Origin of the sequence: Acidovorax delafieldii 2AN, from assembly GCF_000175235.1 — a bacterium.
GTDB lineage: Bacteria > Pseudomonadota > Gammaproteobacteria > Burkholderiales > Burkholderiaceae_C > Acidovorax > Acidovorax delafieldii_B.
Genome location: NZ_ACQT01000095.1, coordinates 1 through 13,693, shown reverse-complemented (window position 1 = coordinate 13,693; position 13,693 = coordinate 1). Strand labels below are relative to the sequence as shown.

Annotated in this window: 10 protein-coding genes, 1 pseudogene and 1 riboswitch; all 11 genes and pseudogenes read right to left on the bottom strand. The window is 67.1% G+C overall.

Annotated elements, in window-relative coordinates; all coding sequences use genetic code 11:
• Positions 1-167: 167 nt before the first annotated feature.
• The 11 genes and pseudogenes from thiC to ACDELDRAFT_RS12755 all read right to left on the bottom strand — a co-directional run bounded on the left by thiC (position 168) and on the right by ACDELDRAFT_RS12755 (position 13,686).
• Positions 168-2,060 carry a phosphomethylpyrimidine synthase ThiC gene (thiC, locus tag ACDELDRAFT_RS12800; protein WP_005797369.1) on the bottom strand — a complete coding sequence of 631 codons (1,893 nt, stop codon included), beginning with the start codon at positions 2,058-2,060 and terminating at the stop codon, positions 168-170.
• A gap of 109 nt (positions 2,061-2,169) precedes the next feature.
• Positions 2,170-2,290: riboswitch (TPP riboswitch) on the bottom strand.
• Positions 2,291-2,332: 42 nt separating this feature from the next.
• Positions 2,333-2,509 carry a hypothetical protein gene (locus tag ACDELDRAFT_RS25370; protein ID WP_005797367.1) on the bottom strand — a complete coding sequence of 59 codons (177 nt, stop codon included), beginning with the start codon at positions 2,507-2,509 and terminating at the stop codon, positions 2,333-2,335.
• Between the two features lie 9 nt (positions 2,510-2,518).
• A complete protein-coding gene (gene lpxC, locus ACDELDRAFT_RS12795) occupies positions 2,519-3,442 on the bottom strand; it encodes a UDP-3-O-acyl-N-acetylglucosamine deacetylase (protein ID WP_005797365.1) in 924 nt (307 codons plus the stop codon).
• A gap of 432 nt (positions 3,443-3,874) precedes the next feature.
• A complete protein-coding gene (gene ftsZ / locus ACDELDRAFT_RS12790) occupies positions 3,875-5,116 on the bottom strand; it encodes a cell division protein FtsZ (RefSeq protein ID WP_005797363.1) in 1,242 nt (413 codons plus the stop codon).
• Between the two features lie 151 nt (positions 5,117-5,267).
• Positions 5,268-6,497, bottom strand: coding sequence for a cell division protein FtsA (gene ftsA, locus ACDELDRAFT_RS12785; protein WP_005797361.1), 1,230 nt, complete (start codon positions 6,495-6,497; stop codon positions 5,268-5,270).
• Positions 6,498-6,547: 50 nt separating this feature from the next.
• Positions 6,548-7,339 carry a cell division protein FtsQ/DivIB gene (locus ACDELDRAFT_RS12780; RefSeq protein ID WP_005797360.1) on the bottom strand — a complete coding sequence of 264 codons (792 nt, stop codon included), beginning with the start codon at positions 7,337-7,339 and terminating at the stop codon, positions 6,548-6,550.
• A complete protein-coding gene (locus ACDELDRAFT_RS12775) occupies positions 7,336-8,349 on the bottom strand; it encodes a D-alanine--D-alanine ligase (protein WP_005797358.1) in 1,014 nt (337 codons plus the stop codon). Before ACDELDRAFT_RS12775 ends, ACDELDRAFT_RS12780 begins: the two co-directional genes overlap by 4 nt.
• The gene (gene murC / locus ACDELDRAFT_RS12770; protein ID WP_005797356.1) at positions 8,346-9,779 is read right to left on the bottom strand and encodes a UDP-N-acetylmuramate--L-alanine ligase; all 1,434 of its coding nucleotides are present in this window, start codon (positions 9,777-9,779) and stop codon (positions 8,346-8,348) included. The genes ACDELDRAFT_RS12775 and murC overlap by 4 nt, the downstream gene beginning before the upstream one ends.
• A complete protein-coding gene (murG, locus tag ACDELDRAFT_RS12765; RefSeq protein WP_005797354.1) occupies positions 9,776-10,840 on the bottom strand; it encodes an undecaprenyldiphospho-muramoylpentapeptide beta-N-acetylglucosaminyltransferase in 1,065 nt (354 codons plus the stop codon). The genes murC and murG overlap by 4 nt, the downstream gene beginning before the upstream one ends.
• Positions 10,837-12,102, bottom strand: a complete 1,266-nt coding sequence (ftsW, locus tag ACDELDRAFT_RS12760) for a putative lipid II flippase FtsW (RefSeq protein ID WP_005797352.1) — start codon at positions 12,100-12,102, stop codon at positions 10,837-10,839. Before ftsW ends, murG begins: the two co-directional genes overlap by 4 nt.
• Positions 12,099-13,686 (bottom strand): annotated as a pseudogene (locus tag ACDELDRAFT_RS12755) (Mur ligase family protein). The gene ftsW and the pseudogene ACDELDRAFT_RS12755 overlap by 4 nt, the downstream one beginning before the upstream one ends.
• Positions 13,687-13,693 lie beyond the last annotated feature (7 nt).

Genomic DNA, 13,693 nt, shown 5'->3' with positions numbered 1-13,693 from the left:
CTCGCCCTCGCCCTCGCCCTCGCCCTCGCCCTCGCCCTCGCCCTCGCCCTCGCCCTCGCTCTGGCTCTGCGTCCGTACTCGGAGCACTGAAGCGGTGAAATTCAAACAAAAAGAGCTTCTTGCGCTTGTGCAGCAAGCGCAGGAAGCTCTTATTTCAATAGCAAACCTCAGACGGGCTTGATCGGCACGTACAGGCTGCCGCCGCCGCGCTGGAACTCCTCGGCCTTGGTTTCCATGCCCGCCGCCAGCGCCTCGGCCTCGGCCACGCCCTTCTGTGCGGCAAAGTCGCGCACTTCCTGCGTGATCTTCATCGAGCAGAACTTCGGCCCGCACATGGAGCAGAAATGCGCCACCTTCGAGGCGTCCTTGGGCAGCGTTTCGTCGTGGTATTCCTGCGCCGTCTCGGGGTCCAGGCCCAGGTTGAACTGGTCCTGCCAGCGGAAGTCGAAGCGCGCCTGGCTGAGCGCGTCGTCGCGCGCGCGGGCGCCCGGATGGCCCTTGGCCACGTCGGCAGCGTGCGCGGCGATCTTGTAGGCGATGATGCCCTGCTTCACGTCGTCACGGTCGGGCAGGCCCAGGTGTTCCTTGGGCGTGACGTAGCACAGCATGGCCGTGCCCATCCAGCCGATCATGGCCGCGCCGATGGCGCTGGCAATGTGGTCGTAGCCTGGGGCGATGTCGATGGTCAGCGGGCCCAGGGTGTAGAACGGCGCCTCATGGCAGGTCTTGAGCTGCTCGGTCATGTTGGCCTGGATCATGTGCATGGGCACGTGGCCAGGGCCTTCGATCATGGTCTGCACGTCGTGCTTCCAGGCCACCTGGGTCAGCTCGCCCAGCGTGTGCAGCTCGGCGAACTGCGCCTCGTCGTTGGCATCCGATGCGCAACCAGGCCGCAGGCCGTCGCCCAGGCTGAAGGCCACGTCGTAGCTCTTCATGATGTCGCAGATGTCCTCGAAGTGCTCGTACAGGAAGCTCTCGCGGTGGTGCGCCATGCACCATTTGGCCATGATGGAGCCGCCGCGCGAGACGATGCCCGTGCGTCGCGCTGCCGTGAGGTGGATGTAGGCCAGGCGCACGCCGGCGTGGATGGTGAAGTAGTCCACGCCCTGCTCGGCCTGCTCGACCAGCGTGTCACGGAAGATCTCCCAGGTCAGATCCTCGGCAATGCCGCCCACCTTCTCCAGCGCCTGGTAGATGGGCACGGTGCCGATGGGCACGGGCGAGTTGCGCACGATCCAGTCGCGCGTGGTGTGGATGTTCTTGCCGGTGGACAGGTCCATCACGTTGTCGGCACCCCAGCGGATCGCCCAGACGAGCTTTTCCACTTCTTCCTCGATGCTTGACGTGACGGCCGAGTTGCCGATGTTGGCGTTGATCTTGACCAGGAAGTTGCGGCCAATCGCCATCGGCTCCACCTCGGGGTGGTTGATGTTGGCCGGGATGATGGCGCGGCCGCGCGCCACCTCGTCACGCACGAACTCGGGCGTGATGATTTTGGGAATGCTGGCTCCCATGGGATTGCCCACCAGGCGCTGCTCACGGCCCGCGTCGGCCATGTACTGCTGCATCCATTCGCGCTTGCCGTTTTCGCGGATCGCCACATACTCCATCTCGGGCGTGATGATGCCCTTCCTGGCGTAGTGCATCTGGGTGACATTGGCGCCCGCCTTGGCACGCAAGGGCTTGCGCTGCAGTGCGGCGGCTTCGGTGCGCAGTTGGGCGAGGCGGGTGGCGTCTTCGCTCTTTTGCCCATCGTCCAGCGCCACGGGGGCGCGGCCTTCGTAGTGCTCTACATCGCCACGGCCCGTGATCCAGCCACCGCGCACGCTGGCCAGACCCTCGCGCACGTCGATCACGGCATTCGGGTCGGTGTAGGGGCCGGAAGTGTCGTACACACTCACCTGTTCGCCGTTGGTGAGGGAAATATCGCGCACGGGCACGCGCAGGTCCGCATGCAGCTGGCCGGGAATGTAGGCCTTGCGCGAGGCGGGAAACGGTTCGCGGGTAAGGGCGAGCAGCTCGGCGAATTTCTCGCGGGCGGCAGGTTCGGGGGCATTCATGGGGCGGTCTCCTGGTTCCGGTGGCGGGGCTGCTCCGGAATGGACCTGCTCCCCCGCAGTTGTACAGGCACCTGGGGCATGGCGTCCGCGCCAGTCAGCTGGCGCGGGGCATGGAGGGGTCGGCTCTTCTTCCGCCGGTATGAACCGGATCAAGTTCGTCGGGTTCGCGGCTGGGCCTGCATGTCAGGCCCCCCGCATCTCAGTGCATCAGCACACCCCGGAGCAGGCGCGAGTATAGGCCAGCACGGGAATCGGCGCCGCGCACCGCCGTTTCAGGCCAGCCGCTCGATGAACAGAACCGCGAAGAAGAAAACTGCCGCGATGAGGGTCCACTTCAGCACCACCAGACCGAAGCGCCGGTAGCGCGCCTGGCCGGTTCCCGCATAGAACGCGAAGGAAACCGCTGCCGTCAGCAGCAGCACCATGGCCAGCCAGCGAAACAGCAGCACGGCGCTGCCCTACCAGGCCCGCAGGGGTTGCAGGAACCCGCTGGGTGCCTGGCGCTCGTCCTCGAACGTCACTTCTTCCCAGGCATCGTGCTGGGCCAGCAGCTCGCGCAGCAGCAGGTTGTTCATCGCATGGCCGGAACGGAAGGCGCTGTACGCCGCCAGCAGTGGTTTGCCGATCAGGTACAGATCACCCATGGCATCCAGGATCTTGTGCTTGACGAACTCGTCGTCATAGCGAAGCCCTTCGCTGTTGAGCACCTTGTAGTCGTCCATCACGATGGCGTTGTCCAAGCCCCCACCGAGGGCCAGGCCGCTGGACCGCATCATCTCGACATCGCGCGTGAAGCCGAAGGTGCGCGCACGCGCGATGTCGCGGCTGTAGTTGCCTGACCCCAAGTCGAACTCGACCCGCTGGCCGGTGGAATCGACCGCCGGGTGGTCGAAATCGATCTCGAAACTGAGCTTGTAGCCGTGGTAGGGCGCGAGGCGTGCCCATTTGGTCGCGGGGCCTTCACCCTGGCGCACCTCGACCGGCCGCGTCACGCGAATGAACCGGCGCGGGGCGTTCTGCAACTCGATGCCCGCGCTTTGCAGCAAGAAGACGAAGGAAGCCGAGGAGCCATCAAGAATGGGCACCTCTTCGGCGGTGATGTCCACGTACAGGTTATCGATCCCCAGGCCGGCGCAGGCCGACATGAGGTGCTCCACGGTGTGCACCTTGGCGTTGCCGGTGCCGATGGTCGACGCCATGCGGGTGTCGGTCACCGCAGTGGCCGAGATGGGGATGTCCACGGGCTGCGCCAGATCCACGCGCCGGAAAACGATGCCCGTGTCGGGCTGGGCGGGCCGCAGGGTCAATTCGACCCTCTGGCCACTGTGCAGCCCCACGCCCACGGCGCGGGTGATCGTCTTGAGGGTGCGTTGCTGGAGCATCTGAAGATTTTAGTGGGCCGACCCTGCAAAAACCACCCGCGCGTTCCTATGACCCTGATAGAAAACGGAGTGACCAAAACCGACGTGCTCCGCCACAAACGCGTCAGGGGCGCCCCGCATGGCGAGAGAGCGGTGACGGCGCTGCTCAAGGGGATACGAACCCATGAGGAAGCGCAGTCGCAGGGACCGGCACGACCCAAGCAAGGTGCGCCGCTCAAGGCCTCAGTTGCCGCGGCCGGAGCGTGTGAAAGAACAGCCCGCCGGTTCGCGGAGACTACAAATTGCACGAGAAACGCGGTTGAACCCGGCGCATTCCAGGCCGGAGACACCGCGCAAGGGCCGCTCCGCCGCGCTGGCGTCGCCCCCCTTCCCGCAGCGCACAGCGCGCAAAGAGAAGAGGAAGCGGCGCAGCCGCTCGGGGGAAGGACTCGATCAATCGGCCTGCTTGCGCAGGAAGGCTGGGATTTCCAGGTCGTCCATGCCTCCCGACGACAGCGCGTCCACGCGGGCAGCCGCCTGCGTGCGGTTGGTGCGCCACACGCTGGGCACCGACATGCTGCCGTAGTCGGCCTGCGCCGCGCCCACCATGCCGCCCGACACGCCCACGGCAGAGCCCATCACACCGGCGGTGGTCACCGGCATCTGGTAGGCCATGTTGTCGGTGCCCGTGCGCAGGCCACCCTGCACCACGGAAATGGGCTGGCGACGTGCGTTGGGGCGCGACAGGCCGGTGGCTACCACGGTCACGCGGATCTCGTCGCCCAGGCTGTCGTCATAGGCGGCGCCGTAGATGACATGGGCATCGGGCGAAGCGTAGGCATTGATGGTGCTCATGGCCAGGCGCGATTCGGACAGCTTGAGGCTGCCCTTGGCGGCCGTCACCAGCACCAGCACGCCCTTGGCGCCCGAGAGGTCAATGCCTTCGAGCAGCGGGCAGGCGACGGCCTGCTCAGCGGCGATGCGCGCGCGGTCGGGGCCGCTGGCGGTGGCCGTGCCCATCATGGCCTTGCCGGGCTCGCCCATCACGGTGCGCACGTCTTCGAAGTCGACGTTCACATGGCCGTACTCGTTGATGATCTCGGCGATACCGCCCACGGCGTTCTTCAGCACGTCGTTGGCGTGCGCGAAAGCTTCGTCCTGGGTGATGTCATCGCCCAGCACTTCGAGCAGCTTTTCGTTCAGCACCACGATCAGCGAGTCGACATTGGCTTCGAGCTCGGCCAGGCCGTTATCGGCATTGCTCATGCGGCGGCCACCTTCCCAGTCGAACGGCTTGGTGACCACGCCCACGGTGAGAATGCCCATTTCCTTGGCCACGCGCGCGATCACGGGCGCTGCGCCCGTGCCCGTGCCGCCGCCCATGCCCGCGGTGATGAACAGCATGTGCGCGCCCGAGATGGCGGCGCGGATGTCGTCCACTGCGGCTTCGGCGGCTTCGCGGCCCTTGTCGGGCTTGCTGCCGGCGCCCAGGCCGCTCTGGCCGAGCTGGATGGTGCGGTGGGCCGAGCTGCGGGTCAGGGCCTGCGCATCGGTGTTGGCGCTGACGAACTCCACGCCCTGCACGCTGCGGGCAATCATGTGTTCGACGGCGTTGCTGCCGCCACCGCCCACACCGATCACCTTGATCTGGGTGCCCTGGTTGAATTCTTCGGCTTCGATCATTTCGATGGTCATGTTGGAGCTCCTGTTTCTAAATTCGTATGCAATTGCCAATGGGATAAAAGGGGGCTGGTCTGCGGGGCGCGTGGCGGTCCTGTACATCGCCATCGCCCGCTGGGCATTCGGTGAGGGCTCCCGCGCGCGAGCCAAAGGGGGTATCTCATGGTCAGAAATTCCCCACGATGAAATCCTTGAAGCGCCCGAACGCGGTCTTCATGGACCCGCTCTTTTGCGCCACCTTGAAGCCGCGCAGCCGCGCCAGGCGCGCCTCCTCGAGCAACCCCATCACGGTGGCCGCACGCGGCTGGGCCACCATGTCGGCCAGCGCACTCGAATACTTGGGAATGCCGCGGCGCACGGGCTTCAAAAAGATGTCTTCGCCCAACTCGATCATGCCGGGCATGACCGAGCTGCCGCCCGTGAGCACGATGCCCGACGACAGCACTTCCTCGTAGCCCGACTCGCGCACCACCTGCTGCACGAGCGAGAAGATTTCTTCCACGCGGGGCTCGATCACGCCCGCCAGCGCCTGCTTGCTCAGCATGCGCGGACTGCGGTCACCCAGGCCGGGCACTTCCACCTGGGCTTCGGGGTCGGCCAGCAGCTGCTTGGCGTAACCGCTTTCCACCTTGATGTCTTCGGCGTCCTTGGTGGGCGTACGCAGCGCCATGGCGATGTCGCTGGTGATGAGGTCGCCCGCGATCGGAATTACCGCCGTGTGGCGGATCGCGCCACCGGTGAAGATGGCCACGTCGGTCGTGCCCGCGCCAATATCGACCACCACCACGCCCAGTTCGCGCTCGTCGTCGGTCAGCACGGCTTGGCTGCTGGCCAGCGGGTTGAGCATGAGCTGCTCGACCTCTAAGCCGCAGCGGCGCACGCACTTGATGATGTTCTCGGCCGCGCTCTGCGCGCCGGTCACGATGTGGATCTTGGCTTCGAGGCGAATGCCGCTCATGCCGATGGGCTCCTTCACGTCCTGCCCATCGATCACGAACTCCTGCGGCTCCACGAGCAGAAGGCGCTGGTCGCTGCTGATGTTGATGGCCTTGGCCGTCTCCACCACGCGCGCCACGTCGGCGGCGGTGACCTCCTTGTCCTTCACGGCCACCATGCCGCTGGAGTTGAGGCCCCGGATATGGCTGCCGGTGATGCCGGTGTAGACGCGCTGGATCTTGCAGTCGGCCATCAGCTCTGCCTCTTTCAGCGCCTGCTGGATGCTCTGCACCGTGGCGTCGATGTTCACCACCACGCCGCGCTTCAGGCCATTGCTCGGGGCCACGCCCAGGCCTGCGAGCTTGAGTTCGCCATTGGGCAGCACTTCGGCCACCACGGCCATGACTTTGGCCGTGCCGATGTCCAGCCCCACCACCACGTCTTTGTATTCTCTTGCCATATCAGTGTCTGCCCTTCGTTGTTCTGTCCCGTCGCGCCTGCTGTCCGCTTCTACTTCCGTGCGGCCACCGCATCGGGCGCCACCGTGGTCACGCCGCGCAGTCGCAGCGCATAGCCTCCCGCGTGGCGCAGATCGGCCGACTCCAGCGCATCCGCGCGCCGCTTGTATTGCGCCGCCACTTGCGTGAGCGTGCGGGTGAAGCGCTGCGTGCGCTGCACCACCTCCTCGGGCGTGCCGCCCCCCAGTTCCACCACGGCATCGCTGTCCAGCGTGGCGCGCCAGCCACCGCGGCCCGTCAGCTCCAGCTCGTCCACCGCCATGCCCAGCGGTTCGAACACCGGCTGCAGCAGGCCATACATCCTCAGCACCTCGGCCGAGCGGCCCTGCGGGCCCATCAGGCGGGGCAGACCCTCCTGCTCCACGTCACCCACGTTGGCCTCAAACACCTCGCCCTGGCGGTTGACCATGGCCGAGCCGGTATCCGGCCCCCAGTAGGCGACTGCGTCGTGCTCCTGCAGCACCACGCGCAAGCCCCCCGGGTATTCGCGCCGCACCTGCGCCTTGCGCACCCAGGGCACCTGCTCGAACGCCTCGCGCGCGGCCCGCAGGTCGATGGTGAAGAAATTGCCCACCAGCTGCGGCGCCACATTGGCCCGCAAGGTCACGGCGTTGTTGTGCACAAGCTCGCCCTGCACCACGATGCGCGCCACCGAAAACCCGGGGTAGCGCATCACCCAGCGCGCACCGGCCGCCAGCAGCAGCAGGACGCAGCACACGAACAGGACCGACGCGGTCAGGTTCATGAGCTTGACGTCCAGCGGTGCGGGCAGCGACTGGTTCATGGCGCGGTGGCCTCCGGTGCCTGGCCTTGCGCGGGGCTGAGCGTGACGCCCGGCGGGGTGTCCAGCGTGGCCGTGGCCAGCAGGCCCACGCACAGGTCTTCGTAGCTGATGCCCAGGGCACGCGCCGACATGGGCACCAGCGAGTGCCCGGTCATGCCCGGCGAGGTGTTGATTTCAAGCAGGAAGGGCTTGCGGTCGCAGGCGCGGATCATGATGTCGGCCCGCGCCCAGCCCCGGCAGCCCAGCGTGCGAAAGGCCTGCACCACCAGGCGCTGGATCTCGCGCTCCTGCGCCTCGGGCAGGCCGCTCGGGCAGTGGTACTGCGTGTCGTCGGTGAAATACTTGTTCTGGTAGTCGTAGTTGCCCTGGGGCGCCACGATGCGGATCACCGGCAGCGCGTGCGCGCCTGCGCCCTCGCCCAGCACGGGGCAGGTGGTTTCGTCGCCTTCGATGAACTGCTCGCACAGCACCTCGGGGTCGTAGCGCGACGCCTGCTCGTAGGCCTTCGCACACTCGTCGGGGGAAAAGACCTTGCTCAGCCCGATGGTCGAGCCCTCGCGCGAGGGCTTCACGATCATGGGAGCGCCCAGCGTCTCCAGGGCCTCCACGGTTTCTTCGACGCTGGCCACCAGGCGCCAGTCGGGCGTGGGCAGCCCCTCGGCGCGCCAGATGCGCTTGGTCATGATCTTGTCCATCGACATGCTGGAGGCCATCACGCCCGGGCCGGTGTATGGAATGCCCAGCAATTCCAGCGCGCCCTGCACCGTGCCGTCTTCGCCATGGCGGCCATGCAGGGCAATGAAGCAGCGCGCAAAGCCTTCGCGGCGCAGCTCACCCAGATCGCGCTCTGCGGGGTCAAAGGCATGGGCATCCACGCCGCGCGAGCGCAGGGCCTGCAGCACGCCGGCCCCGGACATCAGCGACACCTCGCGCTCGGCCGAAGCACCGCCCATCAGCACGGCAACCTTGCCAAGCGTCCGGACATCGACATTCTTACCAAACGAGTTCACTGCGCTCTCCCTGCTTGCGGCAATAGCTCATTATTTTGTAGCATTTCCACGACTTTCCCGGGCACGGCGCCGATGGAGCCAGCGCCCATGCACATCACCACGTCGCCATCCTTCGCGTTGTCGGCAATCACCTGGACCATGTCGGCCACGTTGTCGACGAACACGGGCTCCACGCGCCCGGCCACCCGCAGGGCGCGCGCCAGCGAACGGCCATCGGCCGCCACCACGGGCGCCTCGCCGGCGGCGTACACCTCGGTCAGCAGCACGGCGTCGGCACTGCCGATCACTTTCACGAAATCCTCGAAGCAATCGCGCGTGCGGCTGTAGCGGTGCGGCTGGAAAGCCAGCACCAGACGCCGCCCCGGAAAGGCGCCGCGCGCCGCCGCCAGCGTGGCGGCCATCTCAACGGGGTGGTGGCCGTAGTCGTCGATCACGGTGAAGTGGCCACCGCCCTTGGCGGGCAGATCGCCATAGCGTTGGAAGCGGCGCCCCACGCCCTTGAAGCCTGCCAGCGCGCGCAGCACCGCCTCGTCGGGGATGTTGAGTTCCACCGCCACCGCAATGGCCGACAGGGCGTTGAGGACGTTGTGCTCGCCGGCCAGGTTGAGCACCACCTCCATGTCGGGCAGCGTGACGCCGTTGCGCCGCTGCACGGTGAAGCGCATCTGGCCCGCCTCGGCCCGCACGTTGATGGCGCGCACCTGGGCGTCCTCGGAAAAGCCGTAGCTGGTGACAGGGCAGGTCACGCTGGGCAGGATGTCGCGCACCGCAGGGCTGTCGACACACAGGATGGCGGTGCCGTAGAACGGCATGCGGTGCAGGAAATCGACGAACGCCTTCTTGAGCCGGCCGAAGTCGTGCCCATAGGTTTCCATGTGGTCGGCATCGATGTTGGTGACCACGGCCATCACGGGCAGCAGGTTCAGGAACGATGCGTCGGACTCGTCGGCCTCGACCACGATGTAGTCGCCGCTGCCCAGCTTGGCGTTGGCGCCCGCGCTGTTCAGCCGCCCGCCGATCACGAAGGTGGGATCCAGCCCGGCCTCGGCCAGCACGCTGGTCACGAGGCTGGTGGTGGTGGTCTTGCCATGCGTGCCCGCAATGGCAATGCCCTGCTTGAGACGCATGAGTTCGGCCAGCATGAGCGCGCGGGGCACCACGGGGATCTTCTTCTCGCGTGCGGCCAGCACCTCGGGGTTGTCGCCCGTAACGGCCGTGGAGGTGACCACGGCATCCGCCCCCGCAATGTGCGCGGCCGCGTGGCCGATGCAGGTCTGGATGCCCAGGCCCTGCAGGCGGCGCAGCGTGGCGCTGTCGGCCAGGTCCGAACCCGAGACCCGGTAGCCCAGGTTGAACAGCACTTCGGCGATGCCGCTCATGCCGGACCCGCCGATACCGACGAAATGGATGTGGTGGATGGCGTGTTTCATGCGGCCAGCTCCTCGCACGCGGTCACCACCTCGCGGGTGGCGTTGACTTTTTGCATGTTTTTGGCTTTCAGCGCCCGCTCGATGAGCGCGACGCGCTCTGTTTTCAATAGCATCTGTGCCAACCCTTCGGGCGACAGGTCGCGCTGCTGCACGAGCCATCCGCCCCCCGCATCGACGAGGAAGCGGGCATTGGTGGTCTGGTGGTCGTCCACGGCCGACGGGAACGGAACGAAGACAGCGGCCGCGCCCACGGCGGCGATCTCGGTCACGGTGCTGGCCCCGGCGCGGCAGACGATAAGGTCGGCCGCGGCAAAGGCACTGGCGGTGTCCTCGATGAAGGGCGTCAGCTCGGCCTGCACGCCCGCCGCGGCGTAGTTGGCACGCAGCGCATCGATCTGGGTCGCGCCACTCTGGTGCGTGACCACGGGGCGCTGCTCTGGCGGAATCAGGGCCAGGGCCTGCGGCACGATCTCGTTCAGCGCCCGGGCACCCAAACTGCCGCCCACCACCAGCAGTCGCAGCGGGCCGGCGCGGCCGGCAAAGCGCTCAGCGGGGCCGGGTTGCCGCGTGAATGCGGCGCGCAGGGGGTTGCCCACCCATTGCCCGTTTTTGAATACGTTCGGAAACGCGGTGAACACCCGGTCGGCCACACCGGCAAGGACCTTATTGGCCATGCCGGCCACCGAGTTCTGTTCGTGCAGCACCAGCGGCTTGCCGCACAGCACGCCCATCATCCCGCCGGGGAAGGTGATGTAGCCGCCCAGGCCCACCAATACATCGGGCTGGACGCGCCGCACCACCTGCAACGCCTGCCAGAAGGCGCGCAGCAGGCGCAGGGGCAGCAGTGCCAGCGTGGCCAGCCCCTTGCCGCGCACGCCCGAGAAATCGATCAGTTCCAGCGCAAAGCCATGCTGCGGCACGATGCGCGACTCCATGCTGCCGGGCGCACCCAGCCAGTGCACGCGCCAGCCGCGTGCGCGCAGCTCTTCGGCCACGGCCAGCCCCGGGAAGATATGGCCGCCGGTGCCGCCAGCCATGATGAGGGCGGTTTTCTGCGTCATACGCGGCCGCCCCTCATGAGTAACTTGTTCTCATAATCGACCCGCAGAACCACGGCGAGCGCCACCAGGTTCATCAGGATGGCCGAACCACCAAAGCTCATCAGCGGCAGCGTGAGCCCCTTGGTTGGCAAGGCGCCCAGATTCACGCCCATGTTGATGAAGGCCTGGAACCCCATCCAGATGGCCACGCCCTGCGCCACCAGCCCGGCGAACACGCGATCCAGCGCGATGGCCTGCCGGCCGATGTGCATGATGCGGCGCGTGAGCCAGAGGAACAGCACGATGAGCGTGAGCACACCGATCAGCCCGAATTCCTCGCCGATCACCGCCACCAGAAAATCGGTATGCGCTTCGGGTAGCCAATGCAGTTTCTCGACGCTGCCTCCCAGCCCCACGCCGAAGATCTCGCCGCGGCCGATGGCAATGAGCGAGTGCGAGAGCTGGTAGCCCTTGCCCAGCGCATGCTTTTCGTCCCAAGGGTTCAGGTAGGCGAAGATGCGCTCGCGGCGCCACTCGCTCATCATGACCATCATGGAGAACGCGAACACCAGCACGGCGGCGATCAGGAAGAACATGCGGGCGTTCACGCCCCCGAGGAACAGGATGCCCATGGCAATCACGGCGATCACCATGAAGGCGCCCATGTCCGGCTCGGCCAGCAGCAGCACGCCCAGCACCGCCACGGCGGCCCCCATGGGCAGCACGGCGCGGAAGAAGCGCTCTTTCACGTCCATCTTGCGCACCATGTAGTCGGACGCATAGACCAGCACCGCAAACTTCGCCAGCTCGGAGGGCTGAAAATTCATGATGCCCAGCGACAGCCAGCGGCGGGCTCCATTCACGACGGTACCCACGTGCGGCACCAGCACCGCCACCAGCAGCACGATGGACACCACGAACAGCCAGGGTGCCACGCGCTCCCAGGTGGCCATCGACACCTGGAACGCCAGCAACGCCGCCACAAACCCCACGACCAGCGCAAAGACATGGCGCATGAGGAAATGGGTGGACGCGATCTTGCCGAAACGGGGGTTGTCAGGCATGGCAATCGACGCCGAATACACCATCACCAGGCCCCAGGCCAGCAGCGCCACCACCACCCACACCAGGGCCTGGTCAAAGCCCGCCAAAGTGGCGGGGGTGGACGTGGTCTGGCGGTAGTCGGTGCCGCCCACGCGCACGGGCAGCACGTCGGCCGCCTTGCCGGAAAGCCCCGCCAGCCAGGCCGAGGCCCGCTGCCATGCACTGGACGCCGTGGTCATTGCAGCCCTCCCAGTTCATGCCCGGCATCGTGCGCCAGGTCGCGCACGGCATCACAAAACACCTGGGCACGGTGCGCGTAGTCCCGGAACATGTCGAAGCTGGCGCAGGCGGGCGACAGCAGCACCGCATCGCCCGCGTGGGCGCGCTGCGCTGCCAGCTGGACGGCCTGCGGCAGCGTCTGCGCATCGACCAGCGGCACGCCCGCATCCTGCAGGGCGGCGCGGATCAGGGGGGCATCCCGGCCCATCAGGACCACGACGCGTGCATACCGCGCCACCGGCCCCGCCAGCGGAGAAAAGTCCTGGCCCTTGCCTTCGCCACCCAGAATGACAACGAGCCGGCGGTCGGCGCCCAGGCCCGTCAGTGCCGCCACCGTGGCGCCCACATTGGTGCCCTTGCTGTCGTCGAAATATTCCACGCCCGCCACGACACCGATGGGTTCCACGCGGTGCGGCTCGCCCCGGTATTCGCGCAGCCCATACAGCATGGGGGCCAGCGGGCATCCGGCCTCGCAGGCCAGGGCCATCGCGGCCAGGGCGTTGATGGCGTTGTGGCGCCCCCCGGATGCGCAGGGCGTCAGCGGGCATCAGGCGCTGGACGTGCAGGTCTTCATCGGCCGGGCGGCCGCGCTTGCGGGTCTCATCAGACTCGTGGGCCCGCACCAGCCACGCCATGCCGCTGACCATTTCGATACCGAAATCGCCGGGGCGGCGCGGCATGTCACCGCCGAAGGTGATGTGCGCGCGCTGCTGCGGCTTCTGGAACCTGCTGCGTGCGGGCTCGGGTGCTCGTGCGGCGCCGGCCACCGCGTGCGCGTCGCCGCCAACGGCGGACGCCGCGGCCTTGGGGCGTGCAGGTGGCGGCAGCAGCGCCATCACGGCAGGGTCTTCCCGGTTGAGCACCATCACCCCCCGCTCGCCAAAGATGCGGGCCTTGGCGCCGGCATAGGCCTGCATGTCGCCGTGCCAGTCCAGGTGGTCTTGCGTGATGTTGAGCACCGCGGCGGCGGTGGGCTCGAAGCCCAGCACGCCGTCGAGCTGGAAGCTCGAGAGTTCCAGCACCCAGACCTGGGGCAGCGTGCCGGCATCGATGTGCGCTGCCAGTGTGTCCAGCAGCGTGGGGCCGATGTTGCCGGCCACCGCCACGGTCTTGCCGGCGCGTTCAACCAGTTGCCCGGTCAGCGACGTCACGGTGGTCTTGCCATTGGTGCCGGTGATGGCCAACACGGCGGGCGCATACCCGTGGGCCGCCTGCAGGGTGGCCAAGGCCATGGAATAGAGGGTCAATTCACCGCCAGTGGCTACGCCTATTGCACTGGCAGCTACCAATACAGGAGCAATCGTGTCAGGACTCAGACCCGGCGAGCGGTACACGCCGTGCAAGCCCTGCCCTTCCACCAGATGGGCGCCGAACGCACCTGCCACGAACCGCACCTGTGGCAGCTCCTTCTGCAGCGCGGCCAGTTGCGGCGGTGCCTCGCGCGTGTCGGCCACCGTGACCTGCGCGCCGCAGCGCACGCACCAGCGCGCCATGGCCATGCCCGAGGCACCCAGGCCGAGAATGAGAATGTTCTGGCCCTGCATCGGCGCC

Coding starts and splice junctions, on each gene's coding strand:
- thiC (WP_005797369.1), bottom strand. CDS start 2,060: ATGAATGCCCCCGAACCTGCCGCCCGCGAGAAATTCGCCGAGCTGCTC.
- lpxC (WP_005797365.1), bottom strand. CDS start 3,442: ATGCTCCAGCAACGCACCCTCAAGACGATCACCCGCGCCGTGGGCGTG.
- ftsA (WP_005797361.1), bottom strand. CDS start 6,497: ATGGCAAGAGAATACAAAGACGTGGTGGTGGGGCTGGACATCGGCACG.
- murG (WP_005797354.1), bottom strand. CDS start 10,840: ATGACGCAGAAAACCGCCCTCATCATGGCTGGCGGCACCGGCGGCCAT.
- ACDELDRAFT_RS12780 (WP_005797360.1), bottom strand. CDS start 7,339: ATGAACCAGTCGCTGCCCGCACCGCTGGACGTCAAGCTCATGAACCTG.
- ftsZ (WP_005797363.1), bottom strand. CDS start 5,116: ATGACCATCGAAATGATCGAAGCCGAAGAATTCAACCAGGGCACCCAG.
- ftsW (WP_005797352.1), bottom strand. CDS start 12,102: ATGACCACGGCGTCCAGTGCATGGCAGCGGGCCTCGGCCTGGCTGGCG.
- murC (WP_005797356.1), bottom strand. CDS start 9,779: ATGAAACACGCCATCCACCACATCCATTTCGTCGGTATCGGCGGGTCC.